The sequence below is a fragment of the Pseudomonas sp. TZ252 genome (assembly GCF_056110345.1).
The window spans coordinates 4,460,953-4,481,633 of sequence record NZ_CM148566.1; the positions used below are offsets into that span (position 1 = coordinate 4,460,953).

Genomic DNA, 20,681 nt, shown 5'->3' on the forward strand with positions numbered 1-20,681 from the left:
TCATGGCCTTGCTGGAAAGAGGGCTGAAGCAGCGCATCGTCGGGGCGTTGGTGCTGATCGCCCTGGCGGTGATCTTCCTGCCGATGCTGTTCACCCGCGAAGACGAGTCGCGCCAGGTCGTGGTGGAAGCGCCGCCGCGCCCGCAATCGCCGGCCATGCCCAGTGTCGAGGTGCAGCCGACCGAGGTGCCGGAACTGCAGCCCGGCGAGGAAGGCATCGCTCCCGAGATCGTCGAGGAAGGCTCCCCGGCCGCCGCCGGCCAGCCCAGCCAGCCGATCGGCGGCCTGCCGGCGACCCCGCCGGCCACCCAGCCGCCCGCCCAGGCGCCGGCCGCCAGCCTGCCGCCAAGCCAGCCGCAACCGCCCGCTGCGCCGCCGAGCCCGCCGCCCGCGGAGAAGCGCCTGGACGCCAACAACCTGCCGCAGAGCTGGTCGGTACAGCTTGCCAGCCTGTCCAACCGGGCGCGCGCCGAGGAATTGCAGAAGACCCTGCGCTCCCAGGGCTACAACGCCTACATCCGCAGCTTCGACGGGATGAACCGGGTCTTCGTCGGGCCGGTGATCCAGCGCGCCGAGGCGGATCGCCTGCGCGACCAGTTGAGCAAGCAGCAGAAGCTCAACGGCTTCGTCGTGCGCTTCCAGCCGGAACGCGGTTGACCGCGACCCGCGGCTTACCGTCGCGGGCGCGCTCTGCTAAAATGCAGCGCCTTTTCTGCTTGTGGGCTGCATAGTGGCATTTACCTGGGTCGATTGGACGATGGTCGCCATCATCGTCGTTTCCAGCCTGATCAGTCTGAGTCGCGGCTTCGTCAAGGAAGCCTTGTCCCTGCTTACCTGGATAGTCGCCGGCGCGGTGGCCTGGATGTTCGGCGGGGCGCTGGCGCAGCACCTGGGCGAGTACATCCAGACCCCCTCGGCCCGCATCATCGCAGCCTGCGCGCTGCTGTTCATCGCGACCCTGCTGCTCGGGGCGCTGGTCAACTACCTCATCGGCGAACTGATCCGGGTCACCGGCCTCTCCGGCACCGACCGCTTCCTCGGCATGGTCTTCGGCGGTGCGCGCGGCGTACTGCTGGTCGTGCTGCTGGTCGGCCTGCTCAGCCTGGCCCCGGTACAGCAGGACCCTTGGTGGCAGCAGTCGGTGCTGATGCCGCATTTCCTGATGGTTGCCGACTGGTCGAAGAACTTCATTCTCGGTTTCGCCGGCCAGTGGTTGCCGGCCGCGCCGATAACGCCGCCGAGCGGCATCGGCGGGCTGCTTCCCAGCCAGTGATTTTGGCGGGACACTGGCCGAGGCCGGGTCCCGCGGTTTTCCAGGGCGGCGCGTCGATGGCGCGGCGCCGGCGGCACAGGACGTGCCGCGAGCCAGTCGGCGGCGAAGGTCACCGATTCGCGGGAGCCAGCGGCCCACAGGCCCTGGTCAGCTCGATGGTCCGGGACGGACCGATCGCGCTTCCCATCTTTCCAGCTTGAGCCAAGTAGGGGTTGCGTCACATGTGTGGCATCGTCGGTATCGTGGGCAAGTCGAACGTCAATCAGGCGCTGTATGACGCGCTCACCGTCCTCCAACATCGCGGCCAGGACGCTGCCGGTATCGTCACCTGCCATGACGATAAGCTGTACCTGCGCAAGGACAATGGCCTGGTCCGCGACGTCTTCCAGCAGCGCCACATGCAGCGCCTGATCGGCAGCGTCGGCATCGGCCATGTGCGTTACCCGACCGCCGGCAGCTCCAGCTCGGCGGAAGCGCAGCCGTTCTACGTCAACTCGCCCTACGGCATCACCCTGGCGCACAACGGCAACCTGACCAATGTCGAGCAGTTGGCCAAGGAAATCTACGAATCCGACCTGCGCCACGTGAACACCAACTCCGATTCGGAAGTGCTGCTCAACGTGTTCGCCCACGAGCTGGCGGTGCGCAACAAGCTGCAGCCCACCGAGGAGGACATCTTCGCCGCGGTTTCCTGCGTGCACGACCGTTGCGTCGGCGGCTACGCGGTGGTGGCGATGATCACCGGCCATGGCATCGTCGGTTTCCGCGACCCCAATGCGATCCGTCCGATCGTCTTCGGCCAGCGGCATACCGAGAACGGCGTCGAATACATGATCGCCTCCGAGAGCGTGGCCCTGGACGTACTCGGCTTCACCCTGATCCGCGACCTGGCGCCGGGCGAGGCGGTGTACATCACCGAGGAAGGCAAGCTCTATACCCGCCAGTGCGCGAAGGCGCCGAAGTACGCGCCGTGCATCTTCGAGCACGTCTACCTGGCGCGTCCGGATTCGATCATGGACGGCATCTCGGTGTACAAGGCGCGCCTGCGCATGGGCGAGAAGCTTGCCGACAAGATCCTCCGCGAGCGTCCCGACCACGACATCGACGTGGTCATCCCGATCCCCGACACCAGCCGCACCGCGGCGCTGGAACTGGCCAACCGGCTCGGCGTGAAGTTCCGCGAGGGCTTCGTCAAGAACCGCTACATCGGCCGCACCTTCATCATGCCCGGCCAGGCGGCGCGGAAGAAATCCGTGCGGCAGAAGCTCAACGCCATCGAGCTGGAGTTCCGCGGCAAGAACGTGATGCTGGTGGATGACTCCATCGTCCGCGGCACCACCTGCAAGCAGATCATCCAGATGGCCCGCGAGGCCGGGGCGAAGAACGTCTACTTCTGCTCCGCCGCGCCGGCCGTGCGCTACCCCAACGTCTACGGCATCGACATGCCGAGTGCGCACGAGCTGATCGCGCACAATCGCAGCACCGAGGACGTCAGCAAGCTGATCGGCGCCGACTGGCTGGTCTACCAGGACCTGCCCGACCTGATCGACGCGGTCGGCGGCGGCAAGATCAAGATCGATCACTTCGACTGCGCCGTGTTCGACGGCGAGTACGTGACCGGCGACGTCAACGAGGCCTACCTGAACCGGATCGAACAGGCGCGCAACGATGCGACCAAGGCCAAGAGCCAGGCGGTCAGCGCGATCATCGATCTGTACAACGACTGACAAAGGGGAGAGCGGCATGACTCAGGACTGGGATGCCGGGCGTCTCGACAGCGACCTGGAAGGCGCGGCCTTCGACACCCTGGCGGTTCGCGCCGGGCAACGGCGGACGCCGGAGGGCGAGCACGGCGAGGCGCTGTTCACCACTTCCAGCTACGTCTTCCGCACCGCCGCCGACGCGGCCGCGCGGTTCGCCGGCGAAGTGCCGGGCAACGTCTATTCGCGCTACACCAACCCCACGGTACGCACCTTCGAGGAGCGCATCGCCGCCCTCGAAGGAGCCGAGCAGGCGGTGGCCACGGCGTCGGGCATGTCGGCGATCCTCGCCCTGGTGATGAGCCTGTGCAGCTCCGGCGACCACGTGCTGGTCTCGCGCAGCGTGTTCGGCTCGACCATCAGCCTGTTCGACAAGTACTTCAAGCGCTTCGGTATCCAGGTCGACTATCCGCCGTTGAGCGATCTCGCGGCCTGGGAGGCGGCGTGCAAGCCGAATACCAAGCTGTTCTTCGTCGAGTCGCCATCCAACCCGCTGGCCGAGCTGGTGGATATCGCCGCGCTGGCCGAGATCGCCCACGACAAGGGTGCGCTGCTGGCGGTGGACAACTGCTTCTGCACGCCGGCCCTGCAACAGCCGCTGAAGCTCGGTGCGGACGTGGTGATCCACTCCGCGACCAAGTACATCGACGGCCAGGGCCGGGGCATGGGCGGGGTGGTTGCCGGTCGCGGCGAGCAGATGAAGGAAGTGGTCGGCTTTCTCCGCACCGCCGGACCGACCCTCAGCCCGTTCAACGCCTGGCTGTTCCTCAAGGGCCTGGAAACCCTGCGTATCCGCATGCAGGCGCACAGCGCCAGTGCCCTGGCCCTGGCCGAATGGCTGGAGCACCAGCCGGGCATCGAGCGGGTCTACTACACGGGCCTGCAGAGCCATCCTCAGCATGAGTTGGCCCGGCGCCAGCAGAGTGGCTTCGGCGCGGTCGTCAGCTTCGACGTGAAGGGCGGGCGCGATGCCGCCTGGCGCTTCATCGACGCTACCCGGATGGTCTCGATCACCACCAACCTGGGCGACACCAAGACCACCATCGCCCACCCGGCGACCACCTCCCACGGTCGACTGTCCCCCGAGGACCGCGCGCGCGCCGGGATCGGCGACAGCCTGATCCGGGTCGCGGTCGGCCTGGAAGACCTCGACGACCTCAAGGCCGACATGGCTCGGGGGCTGGCCGCGCTGTGATCGAACCCAACCTGCGAGGCAACGGCAAGGTCGCCCTGGTCACCGGGGCGGCCCGGGGCATTGGCCTGGGCATCAGTGCCTGGCTGATCGCCGAGGGCTGGCAGGTAGTGCTTGCCGACAACGACCGTGAACGCGGGGCCAGGGTGGCCGAGGCGCTGGGCGAGCACGCCTGGTTCGTGGCCATGGACGTGGCCCAGGAGGGCCAGGTGGCGATGAGCGTGGCCGAGGTGCTCGGTCAGTTCGGCCGCCTCGACGGCCTGGTCTGCAACGCCGCCATCGCCAATCCGCGCAATACGCCGCTGGAGGCGCTGAGTCTCGGCGAGTGGACCCGGACCCTGGCGGTCAACCTGACCGGTCCGATGCTGCTGGCCAAGTACTGCACGCCTTATCTGCGCGCGCACAATGGCGCCATCGTCAACATCGCCTCGACTCGTGCCCACCAGTCGGAGCCTGACTCCGAGGCCTACGCCGCGAGCAAGGGCGGGTTGCTGGCGCTGACCCATGCCCTGGCCGCCAGCCTGGGCCCGGATATCCGTGTCAATGCGCTCAGCCCCGGCTGGATCGATACCCGCGAGGCCGCCGAGCGCGAGGCTGCGCCGCTGACCGAGCTGGACCACGACCAGCACCTGGTCGGCCGGGTCGGAACGGTGGAGGATGTCGCGTCGCTGGTGGCTTGGCTGCTCTCCGAGGACGCCGGTTTCGTCACCGGCCAGGAATTCCTGGTCGATGGCGGCATGACCCGGAAAATGATCTACCTCGACTGAGTTGGTGGGGAGATGCGGAAAAGGCGCTGTTCCGAAAGGAGCAGCGCCTTTTTTTCGTATGAGGCCGCCTTGCCGGTATGGCGCCGTTATTCCGTCTTCAGTTCGCGCAGATCGACGGCCTGTCCATCGAACAACTGGTTGGCGTTGGTCGGCAGGATGCTGGGTCGTCCCTCCGGGCCGCGAGTGCCGTCGATGACCCGGATGTCGCTGTATTTCTTGCCCGAGAGCGCGGCGAGACCGGCGCTGTCGCGGACCACCGTAGGACGCAGGAAGACCATCAGGTTGCGCTTGGTGTGGGTGTCCTTGGTGGAACGGAACAGGCGACCGAGCAATGGGATGTCCCCGAGCAGGGGAACCTTCGACTCGGCTTGGGAAACGTCGTCCTGGATCAGGCCGCCGATCACGATCACCTGGCCGTTCTCGGCGAGGATGGTGCTCTTGATCGAGCGCTTGCTGGTGATCAGGTCGGTATTGTTGCGCTGCTGGGCGTTGGGCAGCAGGGCCGAGATCTCCTGCTCGATCTCCAGGCGCAGGGCCGCGCCGTCGTTGATGTGCGGAGTGACCTTGAGGCTGACGCCGATATCCTTGCGCTCCACGGTGGTGAACGGGTTGCTCGAACCTTCGCTGTTGGTGGTGTAGGAGCCGGTCTGGAACGGTACGTTCTGGCCGACCAGAATCTCCGCTTTCTGGTTGTCCAGGGTCAACAGGCTCGGGGTCGACAGCAGGTTGCTCTTGGTGTTGGCCGAGAGCGCGGTGACCAGCGCGCCGAAGCTGCTGCTGCCGATGCCGACGATGGCGCCGTCGGGGATGGATTCCGGTGCCTTGTTGCTCTCGAGCGATTGCAGCAGGGTGCCGATGGACAGTCCGGTATTGGCGAAGTTGGTCTTGGTTCCGCCCATGCCGCCCTTGTTGATCGCCCATTGCACGCCGACGGCATCCTGGATGTCGCCGGAGATCTCGACGATGGCCGCTTCCACCAATACCTGGGCACGCGGCACGTCGAGCTGGCGAACGATGTCTTCGAGAGCGTTGACCGTGTCCGGGTCGGCCAGCAGGACCAGGGCGTTGGTGCTTTCGTCGGCACGGATGAGGATGTTGCTCGGTCGGCCGCCGCCGGTCTGTTCGCCGCCCTGGCCGCCATTGTTCTTCATGCCTTCGGAAATCTGGCCGAGGGTTTCCGCGAGGGTCTTGGCGTCGTTGTGGCGCAGGCGGATCACCCGGGTGTTGGCTGAGCGCGCGGTCGGGGTGTCCAGCGATTGCGCCAGTTGCACCAGCTTGGCGCGCGCCTGCGGCGGGCCGAGGATGATCAGGCGGTTGGTGCGCGCGTCGGCGATCACCTGGGCGCCCGCCGCGCCCTTGGCCTGGCCGCGGCTCATGGCGTTGTTGAGCACCTCGGCGGCGTCCATCACCCAGCCGTAGCGCAGGTTGATCACGCTGTAGTCGTGGCTGCCCTTCTGGTCGAGCTGGCGGATCACGTCTTCGATTCGCGCGATATTGGCGCTGCGGTCGCTGATGATCAGCGCGTTGGCCGAGGGCACCGCGGCGAGGTGGCCATATTGTGGGACCAGCGGACGGATCAGCGGGATGAGTTCCGATACCGGGCTCTGCTGCACCTGGATCACCCGCGTCTCCAGGCGATCCGGCGCGCTCTGGCCGCCGCCGGCCTCGGTCTTGGCCTCGGCGTTGGGCACGATGCGCGCCTGGTCGCCCTGGGCAACCACGGTGAAGCCGTGGGTGCTCATCACCGAGAGGAACAACTGGTAGACCTCGCTCAACGAGAGCTGGGCCTTGGAGACCACGCTGACCTGGCCCTTGACCCGCGGGTCGACGACGAAGGTCTCGCCGGTGATTTCGGAAATCTGGTCGATGAATTCGCGGATGTCGGCATCCTTGAGGTTGATCGTCCAGTGCGCCTCCTGCTGGTTGCCGGCGGGGACGAAGGCGTTCCCGCCGCTGTTTTCGGCGTGCGCCGCCTGGATGCCGAGGGCCAGGCTGAGAAGGACGGCGGGAACGTACGAACGACTGGAAGGGGCAAACAGGGCGCGGAGCAAAGGCTGGGACATCGGGTCAGTCGCTTTCCGTAGGCGTGGTCGTGGGCTCGCTCGAGTCTTCTTCGGCGGGTTCTGCGATGGGCGTGGCTTCCATCTGCTGGCGCAAGGCGTCCAGGCGCTCGCGCAATGCTGCAGCGTTCTCATCCTGCAGGCTTTGCAGTTGTTCGATCGAGTCGTTCTCGCTTGTAATGTCGTCCGCGCTGGCCAGCAGTCCCCCGGAACGGTGCGGGAAGGGCAGGCTTTCCAGGCGCCCGCCGCGCTGCAGTTCGACGCGGTCGCGGTAGACCGCGTGCAGCTTCACGCCGTCGCTGATCTCGCCGCCGACCGCGTAGCGGTGCGGCTTGTCGCCCTGGCGCTGGATGATCGCGCTGGACAGCTTGGGATCGCTCTGGACGAAGCTGCCCTTGAGCACCAGGTCGAGGTTGGTGGCCGGTGGCGGGGCGTTGGGGTCCTGGGCGCTGGTGCCGAAGAGGCGCGCCAGGCGGGTCGGATCGCTGCGGATCGACTCGTGGCTGACCGGCGAGGCGGCGACGGCTACCGGGCTGCGTTGCAGGCGCAACCAGCCGGCCGCCTGCCAGGCGAGGCTGATGCTCATGGCGATGATCAGGGCAACAGCCAGAAGGGCCGGGGCGTACCGCTGCAGCCAGCGGGAAGAGGCGCCGGAGAAAGGCAATACATCACTCCTGGTCTTTATCGTTATGTCTGAAGATCGCCGAGGGATCATAGCAGTTCGTTGCCAGTAGGCTACCTACTTCTATCAATAGGTGTGACTGGCCGGGCCAGGCACGCTTGTGCTTAAGATAACGGCTCGCCAGGATACTTCTGCAAGAGGAACTCGGGATCGGCCGCACAAAACGACTAACAACTAACAATACTGACGGTAACCGTTCAGTGGTCATATACGACCAAGATACTTCTGTAAGGTTACCGCTATAAGGCATCCATGATGACAGCCCCATTACCCGACATCGCCGCGCCGGCCGCACCGCCACGGCGTCTGCCGTTCAGCTTCGCCAAGCGCCAGGGCCTGTTGTTCCTGTGCCTGGAGGAGCAGTACTGGCTGGCCTGCCGGCCGCAGGTGGAGCTGGCGGCGATCGCCGAGGCGCAGCGCTTCGCCGGCCGCCGCCTGCCGCTCAGGGCGCTCGGCGAGGACGCCTTCAACCAGGCCCTGGCGGCCTCCTACCAGCACGACTCCTCGGCGGCCATGCAGCTCGCCGAGGACCTCGGCGGCAGCCTGGACCTCGCCGCGCTGGCCGACCAGGTCCCGGAAACCGAGGACCTGATGGAGCAGGAGGACGACGCGCCGATCATTCGCCTGATCAACGCGATCCTCGGCGAGGCGATCCGCGAGAACGCCTCGGACATCCACCTGGAAACCTTCGAGAAGCGCCTGGTGGTGCGCTTCCGCGTCGACGGCGTGCTGCGCGAGGTGCTGGAGCCCAAGCGCGAGCTGGCGGCCCTGCTGGTATCGCGGATCAAGGTCATGGCGCGGCTGGACATCGCCGAGAAGCGTATTCCCCAGGATGGGCGGATTTCCCTGCGGGTCGGCGGGCGCGAGGTGGACATCCGCGTCTCGACCCTGCCCTCGGCCAACGGTGAACGGGTGGTGCTGCGTCTGCTCGACAAGCAGGCCGGGCGCCTGAACCTGCAGCACCTGGGCATGAGCGAGCGCGACCGCAAGCTGATGGACGAAACGGTGCGCAAGCCGCACGGCATCCTGCTGGTCACCGGCCCCACCGGCTCGGGCAAGACCACCACCCTGTACGCCAGCCTGACCACGCTCAACGACCGCACGCGGAACATCCTCACCGTCGAGGATCCGATCGAATACCACCTGGAGGGCATCGGCCAGACCCAGGTCAACGCCAAGGTCGACATGACCTTCGCCCGCGGCCTGCGGGCGATCCTCCGGCAGGACCCGGACGTGGTGATGGTCGGCGAGATCCGCGACCGGGAGACCGCCGAGATCGCGGTGCAGGCTTCGCTGACCGGCCACCTGGTGCTCTCGACCCTGCACACCAACAGCGCCATCGGTGCGATCACCCGCCTGGTGGACATGGGCATCGAGCCGTTCCTGCTGTCCTCCTCCATGCTTGGCGTGCTGGCCCAGCGCCTGGTGCGGGTGCTCTGCCCGGCGTGCAAGGAGCCCTACCGGGCCGACGAGGCCGAGTGCGCGCTGCTCGGCGTCGATCCCGCCGCGCCGCCGACCCTGCATCGCGCCCGCGGCTGCGGCGAGTGCCACCAGCATGGCTATCGCGGGCGTACCGGTATCTATGAGCTGGTGGTGTTCGACGACCACATGCGCTCGCTGATCCACAACGAATCCTCCGAGCAGGAAATGACCCGGCATGCCCGCACCAGCGGACCGAGCATCCGCGACGACGGTCGGCGCAAGGTGCTGGAAGGCGTCACCACGGTCGAGGAAGTCCTGCGCGTGACCCGGGAAGAATAATGGCCGCCTTCGAATACCTCGCCCTCGACCCCAGCGGTCGCCAGCAGAAGGGCGTGCTGGAGGCGGACAGCGCGCGCCAGGTCCGCCAGTTGCTGCGCGAGCGCCAATTGGCGCCGCTCGACGTGAAGCCCACCCGTACCCGCGAGCAGAGCGGGCAGGGCGGGCGCCTGACGTTCGCCCGCGGACTGTCCGCGCGCGACCTGGCATTGGTGACCCGGCAACTGGCGACCCTGGTCCAGGCCGCGTTGCCGATCGAGGAGGCGCTGCGCGCCGCCGCGGCGCAGTCCACCTCGCAGCGCATCCAGTCGATGCTTCTCGCGGTGCGCGCCAAGGTCCTCGAAGGCCATAGCCTGGCCGGCAGCCTGCGCGAGTTTCCCACCGCCTTTCCCGAGCTGTACCGGGCGACTGTGGCTGCCGGCGAGCATGCCGGGCACCTCGGCCCGGTGCTGGAGCAACTTGCCGACTACACCGAGCAGCGCCAGCAGTCGCGGCAGAAGATCCAGCTGGCGCTGCTCTATCCGGTGATCCTGATGGTCGCTTCGCTGGCCATCGTCGGCTTCCTGCTGGGCTACGTGGTGCCCGACGTGGTCCGGGTGTTCATCGACAGCGGGCAGACCCTGCCGCTGTTGACCCGCGTGCTGATCGGCGTCAGCGACTGGGTCAAGGCCTGGGGCGCGCTGGCCTTCGTCGCGGCGATCGGCGGGGTGATCGGCTTCCGCTACGCGCTGCGCAAGGATGCCTTTCGCGAGCGCTGGCATGGCTTCCTGCTGCGCGTGCCGCTGGTCGGTCGGCTGGTGCGTTCCACCGACACCGCGCGCTTCGCCTCGACCCTGGCGATCCTCACCCGCAGCGGCGTGCCGCTGGTGGAGGCGCTGGCGATCGCCGCCGAGGTGATCGCCAACCGGATCATCCGCAACGAAGTGGTCAAGGCCGCGCAGAAGGTCCGCGAGGGCGCCAGCCTGACCCGCTCGCTGGAAGCCACCGGGCAGTTTCCGCCGATGATGCTGCACATGATCGCCAGCGGCGAGCGCTCCGGCGAGCTGGACCAGATGCTGGCGCGCACCGCGCGCAACCAGGAGAACGACCTGGCGGCGCAGATCGGCCTGATGGTCGGCCTGTTCGAACCGTTCATGCTGATATTCATGGGCGCGGTGGTGCTGGTCATCGTCCTGGCCATTCTTCTTCCGATCCTTTCTCTCAACCAACTCGTGGGGTAATCGCGTGAATCAGAGCCGCCCATTGCAGCGTCGCCAACAGTCGGGCTTCACCCTGATCGAAATCATGGTCGTGGTGGTCATCCTCGGCATCCTCGCCGCCCTGGTGGTGCCGCAGGTGATGAGCCGTCCCGACCAGGCCAAGGTCACCGTGGCCAAGGGCGACATCAAGGCCATCGCTGCCGCGCTGGACATGTACAAGCTGGACAACTTCGCCTATCCGAGCACCCAGCAGGGCCTCGAGGCGCTGGTGAAGAAGCCCACCGGCAATCCGCAGCCGAAGAACTGGAACAAGGACGGCTACCTGAAGAAGCTGCCGGTCGATCCGTGGGGCAATCCCTACCAGTACCTGGCGCCGGGCACCAAGGGCCCGTTCGACCTGTATTCGCTGGGCGCCGACGGCAAGGAAGGCGGCAGCGACAACGACGCCGACATCGGCAACTGGGACAACTGACCGGACATGCGGGCTTCGCGCGGCTTCACCCTCATCGAGCTGATGGTGGTGATGGTCATCATCAGCGTGCTGATCGGCCTGGCGGTGCTCAGCACCGGCTTCGCCAGCACCTCGCGGGAGCTGGACAGCGAGGCCGAGCGGCTCGCCGGGCTGATCGGCGTGCTGACCGACGAGGCCGTGCTGGACAACCGCGAGTACGGCCTGCGCCTGGAGCGCGATGCCTACCAGGTACTGCGCTACGACGAAGCGAAGGCGCGCTGGTTGCCGGTGGCGCGCGACAGCCACCGCCTGCCGGAGTGGGCGGAGCTGACCTTCGAGCTGGACGGCCAGCCGCTGGTGCTGGCCGGCAGCAAGGGCGAGAAGGAGCAGAAGAAAGGCACCGACCAGCCGCAATTGCTGATCCTCTCCAGTGGCGAACTCAGTCCGTTCCGCCTGCGCCTGGCCGAGCGCGGACCCGAGGGGCGGGCGTTGTCGCTGAGCAGCGACGGTTTCCGCCTGCCACGGGTCGAGGTGGCGCGGCGATGAAGCGCGCGCGTGGTTTCACCCTGCTGGAAGTGCTGGTGGCCCTGGCGATCTTCGCCATGGTCGCGGCCAGCGTGCTCAGTGCCAGCGCGCGCAGCCTGCAGAATGCCTCGCGGCTGGAAGACAAGACCCTGGCGATGTGGATCGCCGACAACCGTCTCAACGAATTGCAGCTGGAACAGACGCCGCCCTCCAGCGGCCGCAACCAGGGCGAGCTGGAGTTCGCCGGGCGCCGCTGGGAGTGGCGCACCCAGGTCGACAGCACCGCCGAGCAGGATATGCGGCGGGTGATCGTCTGGGTCGCGGCGAAGCCCCTCGGCCGCGAGCGTGGCAGCATCGAGGAACGCGCCGCGGCGCGCCTCGTCGGTTTCCTCGGGAGCCAGCCATGAGGCTACAGCGGGGCTTCACCCTGCTCGAGCTGCTGATCGCCATCGCCATCTTCGCCCTGCTGGCCCTGGCCACCTACCGCATGTTCGACAGCGTGATGCAGACCGACCAGGCGACTCGCGTGCAGGAGCAGCGCATGCGCGAGCTGGTGCGGGCGATGGGCGCGCTGGAGCGCGACCTGACCCAGGCGGTCGAACGTCCGGTACGCGACGAGCTGGGCGATAACCGTGGCGCCTTCCTCAGCGAGGGCGAGAACGACCAGATCGTCGAACTCACCCGTGGTGGCTGGCGCAACCCGCTCGGCCAGGCGCGCTCGCGCCTGCAGCGGGTGCGCTGGTCGCTGTCCGGGGAGACCCTCGAACGCCGCTACTGGCTGGTTCTGGACCGCGCCCAGGACAGCAAGCCACGGGTGCAGCAGGTGCTGGACGGGGTTACCGCGCTGAGCTGGCGCTTCCTCGACAAGGAGCACAACTGGCAGGGCCACTGGCCGACCGACGAAGGCAGCGAGGAGGAGCGCCTGGAAAGCCTGCCGCTGGCGGTGGAGATGACCCTGGAGCACCGCCACTACGGCAAGCTGGTGCGCGTCTGGCGTCTGCTCGATCCGCCGCTCAAGCAGGACCAGCCGCAGGGCCAGCCGGGCGGCGAGAATGGCGAGAACGGCGAGGGCGGAGTGCCGCAGCCGCCGGAAGGCATGCCGGGGGCGCCGGAATGAGGCGCGGGCAGAACGGCGTCGCGCTGATCACCGTGCTGCTGGTGGTGGCGGTGGTGACCATCGTCTGCGCCGGGCTGATCATCCGCCAGCAGTTGGCGATACGCAGCAGCGCCAACCAGTTGCACGTGCGCCAGGCCTGGCACTATGCGCTGGGCGGCGAACGCCTGGCGGAAGCGGTGCTGCGCCGCGACCTGCGCCAGGGCGGCGAGAATACCCGCGAGCCGGTGGACCACCTGGGCGAGGCCTGGGCTCGACCGATGACGCCGTTCAAGCTGGACGACGGCGGCGAGCTGCGGGTGCGGATCGAGGACCCCAGCGGGCGTTTCAATCTCAACGGACTGGTGCGCAAGCGCAAGGTCAAGCCGGATTCGGTGAAGCAGTTCCGTCGCCTGCTGGCCACCCTGGGGATGAAGGAAGAGATCGTCCAGGGCTTGCCGGACCGGCTGGCCGACTGGCTCGACGCCGACCAGAATCCGCAGGGCGAGCAAGGCGCCGAGGACAACCAGTACCTGCTGGAGGCGCCGGCCTACCGCGCCGCCAACCGCAGTTTCAAGGACGTGTCCGAGCTGCGCCTGCTGAAATTGTCGGAAGCCGACTATCGACGCCTGCTGCCGTTCGTCAGCGCCTTGCCCGAAGATGCGCCGCTGAACGTGAACACTGCCAGCGTGCCGGTGCTGGCCGCCATGTTCGAGATCGATCCGGGACAGGCGGAAAACATCGTGGACGCCCGCGGTCGGGAAGGTTTCCAGAGCAAGGACGATTTCACCAAGCATCTGACCCAGTTGGGTTCGAAGACCGGAAACGTCAGTTATGCCGTCGGCACCCGCTACTTCCAGGTGATCAGCGAGGTCAGCCTGGGCGACCGCCGGCAGGTGCTGGTGAGTACCTTGCAGCGGGGCAAGGACGGCAAGATACGCGTGATGGCCCGCGACATGGGACAGGGCGGCCTGCCCATCCCGTCGACGGGCGGCGACGATTGGAAGAAGGACGAGCGATGAGTGGAGTGAGTGCGCTGTTCCTGCCGCCCGCCAGCACGGCGGGGGCCGATGGGGAACTGGCGGTATGGTGGGTGCAGGATGGCGAGTGCCGGCGCGCGCCGTTCGCCCAGGCGCTGGCGGAAATCCGTGCGCCCTGGCGGCTGTACCTGCCGGTGGAGGCGGTGACCGCCTGCGCGGTGAACCTGCCTACGCAGAAGGCGCGCTGGTTGCGCCAGTCGCTGCCGTTCGCGGTGGAGGAACAACTGGCCGACGATGTCGAGCAGATGCACCTTGCCCTTGGTCCGGCGCTGGCCGACGGCCGCCACCGGGTATTCGCCGTGCAGCGCACCTGGCTTGCCGCCTGGCTGGCGCTGGCCGAGGGCGCGGGCAAGGCGCCGGCTTCGCTGCATGTCGATGCCGATTGCCTGCCGGGCGAGGGCAGCTGCCTGTTCTGGCTGGAAGAGCGCTGGCTGCTCGGCGGCAGCGGTGCCGTACGCCTGGCCTGCGGCAGCGAGGATTGGCCGGTGCTGCGCGACAGTTGCCCGCCGCCGCAGCGGGCCTTCGCCGCGCAGGAGGTGGCGCCCCTGGAGGGGGTGGAAGTCCAGGCCCTGGCGGGCAATCCGCACGTCTGGCTGAGCGAGCAGCCGCTGGGCACCGACCTGGCCCAGGCCGAGTTCGCCGCGCGCCAGCAGAGCAGCCAGTGGCGCCGTTGGCGGCCGCTGCTGGGGCTGGTCGGGCTGTGGCTGGTGTTGCAATGGGGCTTTACCCTGGTCCAGGCCTGGCAGTTGCAGCGCGAAGGCGACCGCTACGCGGCGCAGAGCGCAGAACTCTACCGCCAGCTGTTTCCCGAGGACCGCAAGCTGATCAACCTGCGCGCGCAGTTCGACCAGCACCTGGCCGACAGCGCCAGCAGCGGCGGCGAGGGCCAGTTGCTCGGCCTGCTTGGCCAGGCCGCCACGGTGATCGGCGGCGAGCCGACGGTGAGCGTCGAGCAACTGGACTTCAGCGCCGCTCGCGGCGACGTCGCCCTCCAGGTGCGGGCTCCCGGTTTCGACGTGCTGGAACGGCTGCGTTCGCGTCTCAGCGAGTCCGGGTTGGCGGTGCAGCTGGGTTCGGCCAGCCGCGATGGCTCGACGGTCAGCGCGCGCCTGGTGATAGGAGGTTGAGATGAAGGTGATGACGCAATTCCACGAGCGCCTCAGGGCCCAGGCGGAAACCTCGCAGCTGGCGATCCGCTGGCGCGGGCTGCCGGCGCGGGACCGCCTGGCGCTGCTCTGGCTCGGTGCGTTCCTCCTGCTGGTGGTGCTCTACCTGGCGCTGTGGCGCCCGGCCGAGCGCCATCTGCAGTCGGCGCGGCAGTACTTCACCGAACAGCGCGCGCTGCATGCCTACATCCAGCAGCAGGCGCCCAACGTGCGCCAGGCCGATGCCGCGGCGCCACAGGCGCAGATCGACCCGGCGGCGCTGCAGGGCATGGTCACGGCTTCGGCGGCCCAGGCCGGACTGAGTGTCGAGCGCCTCGACAACGAAGGCGAGGGCGCCGTGCAGGTGGCCCTGCAGCCGGCGCCATTCGCCAAGCTGCTGCCCTGGCTGGAGCAGTTGAACGGGCAGGGCGTGCAGGTGGCGGAGGCCGGCCTGGACCGCCAGGTCGACGGCCGGGTCTCGGCGCGCCTGAGCCTGCGGGTCGAGTGAGCGGCCCGTGGCTGGGCCCGGCCTGGGCCCCGGCGCCGACCGTGGCGACAGGCGATCGCCGAAATTTCAAAAAAAATTCAATCAGGGCATTGACTTAGGTTTTTCGGTCGGTAGAATGCGCCCCACTTCGAGAGTGAAGGGTGATTAGCTCAGCTGGGAGAGCATCTGCCTTACAAGCAGAGGGTCGGCGGTTCGATCCCGTCATCACCCACCAATCTCGCAAGTTACGCGCAGCGGTAGTTCAGTCGGTTAGAATACCGGCCTGTCACGCCGGGGGTCGCGGGTTCGAGTCCCGTCCGCTGCGCCATTCACTTCCCCTCCCGAGTTCACCACCCCGAACTCGCCGTCTTCCACTAGAAGGCGGGCAGCCTGGCTGCAACAAGAGGAAGTCGCTTTACCGGGCATCTTGCCCAGCCGACGCGCAGCGGTAGTTCAGTCGGTTAGAATACCGGCCTGTCACGCCGGGGGTCGCGGGTTCGAGTCCCGTCCGCTGCGCCATACATCTTCACCACGCCGAGGCGGGGTGAGCCACGAAGAAAGCGGCCAATGGCCGCTTTTTTCGTTTCCGTCGTCCCCTGCGCCTTCCGTTTTCTCCTTGTTTGCCGGATTTCCTGCTCCGTCGGTCCGCGCGCGGTAATCCCGCTGTCATCTTCCTCGTCTACAGCTGAAAGACACAGACGAACGAAAGGTGATCCGCGATGGACGACTACCAGGAAGAACTGCTGGAGCAGCATGCCGCCGAATGCGATCTGCCAGAGCCGGCGGACGACGCCACCGAGATGTGATCAGGCGCTCTGTCGCTGGGCGCGGCGGAATTCGCCGGGCGTCTGCCCGCTCCAGCGCTTGAAGGCGCGCTGGAAGGCTTCCGCCGAGGCGAAGCCGAGCAGGTAGGCGATTTCGCCGAAGGCCAGGTCGGTCTCGCGGATGTAGACCATCGCCAGGTCGCGGCGGGTGTCGTTGAGGATGCTGCGGAACTGGGTGCCTTCCTCGGCCAGCTTGCGCCGCAGGGTCCAGGTCGGCAACTTGAGGCGCGCGGCGATTTCCTCGAGGTCCGGTTCGCGACCATTGAGCATCGGCCCCAGCAGGCGGCTGACGCGCTCGCGCCAACTGCGGGTGCGGGTCAACTGCTCCAGTTCGCGGTTGCAGAGTTCCAGCATCTGGCTCCAGGTGCTCGGACAGTGCTCGGCATTCGCCAGGGCCAGGCTGGCCTGGCTCAGGCGCAACTGGTTGGTCGGCGCGCCGAATTCCACCGGGCAGCCGAAGAATGCCTCGTAGCGCTCGGCCCAAGGCGGCGCTGGATATTCGATCTCCACCCGCTCCGCTTTCAACGGCTGCCTTGCCAGGGCGCCGAGATGGCTGATCCAGCCTGCCAGCACCGAATCGACGACGAAGCGGTTATAGGCGTTATAAGGGCTGATCGAATAGAAGCGCAGCCAGGCGCCGCCGGCGTCTTCCACCAGGCTCGACTGGCCCCGGTAGTTCTGCGCGTAAAGCGGTTCCAGGTGGATCATTGCCCGCGCGGCGGCGCGCAGGTTGGGCGCCTGGGCGACGCTGACGCCGGCCAGGCCCATCTGTCCGAGACGGCTCAGGCGGCCCATCTGCAGGCCAAGGGCGGGGTCGCCGCTGAGCTGTATGGCGGCATGGCCGAGGCGCATGTAGCGAGGGATCGACAGGCGCGCCCCGGGTTCGGCCAGGCGCCGCTGGTCGAGGCCGTACTGCTCGAGCAGTGGTGCGGGCTCGACGCCGGCGGCGAGCAGGGCGTCGGCCAGCGCCTGGACGAAGCCGACCGAGAGGTCGCCGAGGCGAACCCGGGGCGCGCTCATAGCCAGAGATTGACCAGTTGCGCACCGCCGCCGGGATTGGCCTGGCGCATGCCCTGCGACGAACCGAGCAGGCTCTGGCCGTCTTCGGTGACGTTCCACAGGCGGCTATGGGCGAAGGCCACGGCGGCGCCGCGCGCACCGCTGGCCAGCAGGCGCTCGCCGACCGCCAGGCGCTGCCAGGCCTCGGCGTTGCTCAGGCTGTTCGGCGCCAGGCGCACGTCGCCGGGAACCAGCTCCGCATCGAAGCCGGGCCAGGGCTGCTGCCAGCGACCGCTCTGGTTCAGGGCGGCGGGGATCGCCAGCAGTTCGACGCCCTGTTCGACCAGGGTGGCGTAGGTGTCCGGGTACCAGCTGTCGGTGCCGATCAGCACGCCCAGGCGTCCTGCCGGCGTATCCAGCACCTGCAGGCGCTCGCCGCGACCGTTGTTGAGGTAGCTCAGTTCGTGGCGGGTCGGGAACACCTTGCGTTGCGGCTGGCCGAGCGGCCGGCCGTCGGGACCGAAGGTCAGGCTGACGTTGTACAGCTGGCCGGTGCCGGGACGCAGCTCGCCGTCCTCGACCTCGGGGTCGGGCAGGACGATGGAGCCGGCGACCACCGTCACCTTGAAATCATGGGCGAGCCCGCCGAACAGGGTCTGGTAGTCGTGGGCCATGTCCACCGCCTTCATCCGGAACAGGGTGTCGGTGAGACGCTGATCGCCGCGCGCGGTGATCCAGCCGCGCGCCACCTTCAGTGGGTTGCTCGCGGCCATCCAGTCCATCGCCGTGGGCCAGTCGGCAGCGGCGTAGACCTCGGGCTTCTCGCCGCTGGCCACCAGCCAGGTGCCGACATGCTCGGGGAACACCACCACCGTGCGCTCGTTGAGCAGGCCCTGGCGGCGGGCATTTTCCAGGTAGGCGTGGAATTTCAGTTGCAACCGTTCGGCGCTCTGGTAGTCCGGCGTGAACAGTTCCGGCTGGACCGCCAGCAGGTTGCCGCGCTCGCCGGGCTGGCCCTGGACCACGCTGACCTGGCTGCGCAGGTCGGACAGGTAGTGGCCTACCGGGCGGCGTTCGGCCCAGCCGGCGTAGGCGGCGAAGAGGGTGATGAGGATCAGGAAGATCAGCTTGCGCATGCGGGTCTCCAAGGCAGCCCACAGGGTAGGGGAGTGGCGTCGGCTTGCCAAGCATCCCTGTGCATTCCGATCAGTAACTTGTCATTTAGGATCATTGAGCGCTCCGGTGGCGCTCCTTAGAGTCGTCGCCATACCGACCGCTGCCCGTCCCGCGCATTGCGCCCGAGGCCGCGGCATATCCGTGAACGCGTTTCGCCCGATGTGGAGACCCCCGATGACCGCCGCCGTTCCCTATCCGCACCTGCTCGCCCCGTTGGACCTCGGCTTCACCACCCTGCGCAACCGCACCCTGATGGGGTCCATGCACACTGGCCTGGAAGAGAAGCCGCAGGGCTTCGAGCGCATGGCGGCGTACTTCGCCGAACGCGCCCGCGGTGGCGTCGGCCTGATGGTCACCGGCGGCATCGGCCCGAACGAGGAGGGCGGCGTGTATTCCGGCGCGGCCAAGCTGAGCACGCCGGAAGAGGCGGAGAAGCACAGGATCGTGACCCAGGCGGTGCATGAGGCGGGTGGCAAGATCTGCATGCAGATCCTGCATGCCGGCCGCTACGCCTACAGTCCGAAGCAGGTGGCGCCGAGCGCGATCCAGGCGCCGATCAATCCGTTCAAGCCCAAGGAACTCGACGAGGAAGGCATCGAGAAGCAGATCGCCGACTTCGTCAACTGCGCCAGCCTGGCCCAGGTCGCCGGCTACGACGGCGTCGAGATCATGGGATCGGAAGGCTACTTCATCAACCAGTTCCTCGTGCAGCACACCAACCAGCGCACCGACCGCTGGGGCGGCAGCTACGAGAACCGCATGCGCCTGCCGGTGGAGATCGTCCGCCGGGTGCGCGAGGCGGTGGGGCCGAACTTCATCATCATCTATCGCCTGTCCATGCTCGACCTGGTCGAGGGCGGCAGCAGCTGGGACGAGATCGTGCTGCTGGCGAAGGCCGTCGAGAAGGCCGGCGCGACCCTGATCAACACCGGCATCGGCTGGCACGAGGCGCGTATCCCGACCATCGCCACCAAGGTACCGCGCGCGGCCTTCACCAAGGTCACCGCCAAGCTGCGCGGCGAGGTCGGCATCCCGCTGATCACCACCAACCGCATCAACACTCCCGAGGTGGCGGAGAAGGTCCTGGCCGAGGGCGATGCCGACATGGTCTCCATGGCCCGGCCGTTCCTCGCCGACCCCGATTTCGTCAACAAGGCCGCCGCCGGCCACGCCGAACGGATCAACACCTGTATCGGCTGCAACCAGGCCTGCCTCGACCACACCTTCGGCGGCAAGCTGACCAGTTGCCTGGTCAACCCGCGCGCCTGCCACGAAACCGAGCTGAACTACATCCCCACCACCAGGCCGAAGAAGATCGCCGTGGTCGGTGCCGGCCCGGCCGGCCTGGCCGCCGCCACCGTGGCCGCCGAGCGTGGGCACCGGGTCAGCCTGTTCGACGCCGCCGGCGAGATCGGCGGGCAGTTCAACGTGGCCAAGCGGGTTCCCGGCAAGGAAGAGTTCCACGAGACCCTGCGCTACTTCCGCAACAAGCTGGAGAGCACCGGTGTCGAACTGCACCTGAACCGCCGGGTCGGCGTGGACGACCTGGTCGCGGGCGGCTACGACGAGATCGTCCTCGCCACCGGCATCGTTCCGCGCACACCGGCTATCCCCGGCATCGAGCATCCGAAGGTGATCAGCTACCTGGATGCGATCCTCGAGCGCAAGCCGGTGGGTGGCAAGGTGGCGGTGATCGGCGCCGGCGGCATCGGCTTCGACGTCTCCGAATTCATCACCCATGCCGGTCCGTCCACCAGCCTGGAGCGCGAGGCGTTCTGGAAGGAGTGGGGGATCGATACTCGCCTGGAGGCCCGCGGCGGCATCGCCGGGATCAAGGCCGAGGTGCATCCGGCGGCGCGCCAGGTGTTCCTCCTGCAACGCAAGAAGAGCAAGGTCGGCGACGGCCTCGGCAAGACCACCGGCTGGATCCATCGCGCCGGCCTGAAGAACAAGCAGGTGCAGATGGTGAATGCCGTGGAGTATCTCGGGATCGACGACGCCGGCCTGCATATCCGCGTTGCCGAGGGCGAGCCGCAGGTGCTGCCGGTGGATACCGTGATCGTCTGCGCCGGCCAGGACCCGCTGCGCGAGTTGCAGGACGGCCTGCTGGCGGCCGGCCAGAGCGTGCACCTGATCGGTGGCGCCGACGTCGCCGCCGAGCTGGATGCCAAGCGCGCCATCAACCAGGGTTCGCGCCTGGCCGCCGAACTCTGAGAGCCTTTCCGCGATCTGTTGCGTAGCGGAGAAACTG

19 protein-coding genes and 3 tRNA genes are annotated in these 20,681 nt (G+C 67.7%); 18 read left to right on the plus strand and 4 right to left on the minus strand.

Features of this window, described 5'->3' with window-relative positions; all coding sequences use genetic code 11:
* The first annotated feature begins 2 nt into the window (after positions 1-2).
* From ACYAF3_RS20705 to ACYAF3_RS20725, 5 genes are all read left to right on the plus strand, one after another.
* Positions 3-656: an SPOR domain-containing protein gene (locus ACYAF3_RS20705; RefSeq protein WP_003158837.1), complete on the plus strand. Its 654-nt coding sequence runs from the start codon at positions 3-5 to the stop codon at positions 654-656.
* A 73-nt stretch (positions 657-729) separates the two neighbouring features.
* Positions 730-1,272: a CvpA family protein gene (locus ACYAF3_RS20710; protein ID WP_003113932.1), complete on the plus strand. Its 543-nt coding sequence runs from the start codon at positions 730-732 to the stop codon at positions 1,270-1,272.
* 221 nt (positions 1,273-1,493) lie between these two features.
* Positions 1,494-2,999, plus strand: coding sequence for an amidophosphoribosyltransferase (purF, locus tag ACYAF3_RS20715; RefSeq protein WP_003091383.1), 1,506 nt, complete (start codon positions 1,494-1,496; stop codon positions 2,997-2,999).
* 16 nt (positions 3,000-3,015) lie between these two features.
* Positions 3,016-4,227 (plus strand): O-succinylhomoserine sulfhydrylase, encoded by a 1,212-nt coding sequence (locus ACYAF3_RS20720; protein WP_003103540.1) that lies wholly within the window; start codon positions 3,016-3,018, stop codon positions 4,225-4,227.
* Complete coding sequence (locus tag ACYAF3_RS20725; protein WP_003103539.1) at positions 4,224-4,991, plus strand: SDR family oxidoreductase; 768 nt, start codon at positions 4,224-4,226, stop codon at positions 4,989-4,991. Before ACYAF3_RS20720 ends, ACYAF3_RS20725 begins: the two co-directional genes overlap by 4 nt.
* Positions 4,992-5,077: 86 nt before the next feature.
* Here ACYAF3_RS20725 and xcpQ read toward each other — a convergent pair whose 3' ends face one another.
* Both xcpQ and xcpP read right to left on the minus strand, forming a co-directional pair.
* Positions 5,078-7,054 (minus strand): GspD family T2SS secretin variant XcpQ, encoded by a 1,977-nt coding sequence (gene xcpQ / locus ACYAF3_RS20730; RefSeq protein WP_003103536.1) that lies wholly within the window; start codon positions 7,052-7,054, stop codon positions 5,078-5,080.
* Between the two features lie 4 nt (positions 7,055-7,058).
* Positions 7,059-7,766 carry a type II secretion system protein N gene (xcpP, locus tag ACYAF3_RS20735; protein WP_003119750.1) on the minus strand — a complete coding sequence of 236 codons (708 nt, stop codon included), beginning with the start codon at positions 7,764-7,766 and terminating at the stop codon, positions 7,059-7,061.
* A gap of 219 nt (positions 7,767-7,985) precedes the next feature.
* Between xcpP and xcpR the strand changes: the two genes are divergently transcribed.
* The 12 genes from xcpR to ACYAF3_RS20795 all read left to right on the plus strand — a co-directional run bounded on the left by xcpR (position 7,986) and on the right by ACYAF3_RS20795 (position 15,950).
* Positions 7,986-9,494: a GspE family T2SS ATPase variant XcpR gene (gene xcpR / locus ACYAF3_RS20740; protein ID WP_003158838.1), complete on the plus strand. Its 1,509-nt coding sequence runs from the start codon at positions 7,986-7,988 to the stop codon at positions 9,492-9,494.
* Entirely contained in the window at positions 9,494-10,711 is a 1,218-nt protein-coding gene (xcpS, locus tag ACYAF3_RS20745; RefSeq protein ID WP_003091376.1) for a GspF family T2SS innner membrane protein variant XcpS, read from the plus strand. Before xcpR ends, xcpS begins: the two co-directional genes overlap by 1 nt.
* 4 nt (positions 10,712-10,715) lie before the next feature.
* Complete coding sequence (gene xcpT / locus ACYAF3_RS20750) at positions 10,716-11,162, plus strand: GspG family T2SS major pseudopilin variant XcpT (RefSeq protein WP_003119751.1); 447 nt, start codon at positions 10,716-10,718, stop codon at positions 11,160-11,162.
* 6 nt (positions 11,163-11,168) lie between these two features.
* Positions 11,169-11,687: a GspH family T2SS minor pseudopilin variant XcpU gene (xcpU, locus tag ACYAF3_RS20755; RefSeq protein WP_003103530.1), complete on the plus strand. Its 519-nt coding sequence runs from the start codon at positions 11,169-11,171 to the stop codon at positions 11,685-11,687.
* Positions 11,684-12,073, plus strand: a complete 390-nt coding sequence (gene xcpV / locus ACYAF3_RS20760; RefSeq protein ID WP_003103528.1) for a GspI family T2SS minor pseudopilin variant XcpV — start codon at positions 11,684-11,686, stop codon at positions 12,071-12,073. Before xcpU ends, xcpV begins: the two co-directional genes overlap by 4 nt.
* On the plus strand, positions 12,070-12,783 hold the full coding sequence (xcpW, locus tag ACYAF3_RS20765; protein ID WP_003103526.1) for a GspJ family T2SS minor pseudopilin variant XcpW: 714 nt from the start codon (positions 12,070-12,072) through the stop codon (positions 12,781-12,783). The genes xcpV and xcpW overlap by 4 nt, the downstream gene beginning before the upstream one ends.
* A complete protein-coding gene (gene xcpX, locus ACYAF3_RS20770; protein WP_003103524.1) occupies positions 12,780-13,781 on the plus strand; it encodes a GspK family T2SS minor pseudopilin variant XcpX in 1,002 nt (333 codons plus the stop codon). The genes xcpW and xcpX overlap by 4 nt, the downstream gene beginning before the upstream one ends.
* Positions 13,778-14,926 carry a GspL family type II secretion system protein XcpY gene (xcpY, locus tag ACYAF3_RS20775; RefSeq protein ID WP_003103522.1) on the plus strand — a complete coding sequence of 383 codons (1,149 nt, stop codon included), beginning with the start codon at positions 13,778-13,780 and terminating at the stop codon, positions 14,924-14,926. The genes xcpX and xcpY overlap by 4 nt, the downstream gene beginning before the upstream one ends.
* 1 nt (position 14,927) lies before the next feature.
* The gene (xcpZ, locus tag ACYAF3_RS20780) at positions 14,928-15,452 is read left to right on the plus strand and encodes a GspM family type II secretion system protein XcpZ (RefSeq protein WP_003091369.1); all 525 of its coding nucleotides are present in this window, start codon (positions 14,928-14,930) and stop codon (positions 15,450-15,452) included.
* 138 nt (positions 15,453-15,590) lie between these two features.
* A tRNA-Val gene (locus tag ACYAF3_RS20785) sits at positions 15,591-15,666 on the plus strand.
* Between the two features lie 16 nt (positions 15,667-15,682).
* Positions 15,683-15,759, plus strand: a tRNA-Asp gene (locus ACYAF3_RS20790).
* Positions 15,760-15,873: 114 nt separating this feature from the next.
* Positions 15,874-15,950: transfer RNA gene (locus ACYAF3_RS20795), tRNA-Asp, on the plus strand.
* Positions 15,951-16,237: 287 nt separating this feature from the next.
* Here ACYAF3_RS20795 and ACYAF3_RS20800 read toward each other — a convergent pair.
* Positions 16,238-17,275, minus strand: coding sequence for an AraC family transcriptional regulator (locus ACYAF3_RS20800; protein WP_003116451.1), 1,038 nt, complete (start codon positions 17,273-17,275; stop codon positions 16,238-16,240).
* Positions 17,272-18,390 (minus strand): carbon-nitrogen hydrolase family protein, encoded by a 1,119-nt coding sequence (locus tag ACYAF3_RS20805; RefSeq protein WP_003113936.1) that lies wholly within the window; start codon positions 18,388-18,390, stop codon positions 17,272-17,274. Before ACYAF3_RS20805 ends, ACYAF3_RS20800 begins: the two co-directional genes overlap by 4 nt.
* Before the next feature lie 214 nt (positions 18,391-18,604).
* Here ACYAF3_RS20805 and ACYAF3_RS20810 point away from each other — a divergent pair, with 214 nt between their 5' ends.
* Entirely contained in the window at positions 18,605-20,644 is a 2,040-nt protein-coding gene (locus ACYAF3_RS20810) for an oxidoreductase (RefSeq protein ID WP_003119758.1), read from the plus strand.
* Positions 20,645-20,681: the final 37 nt, after the last annotated feature.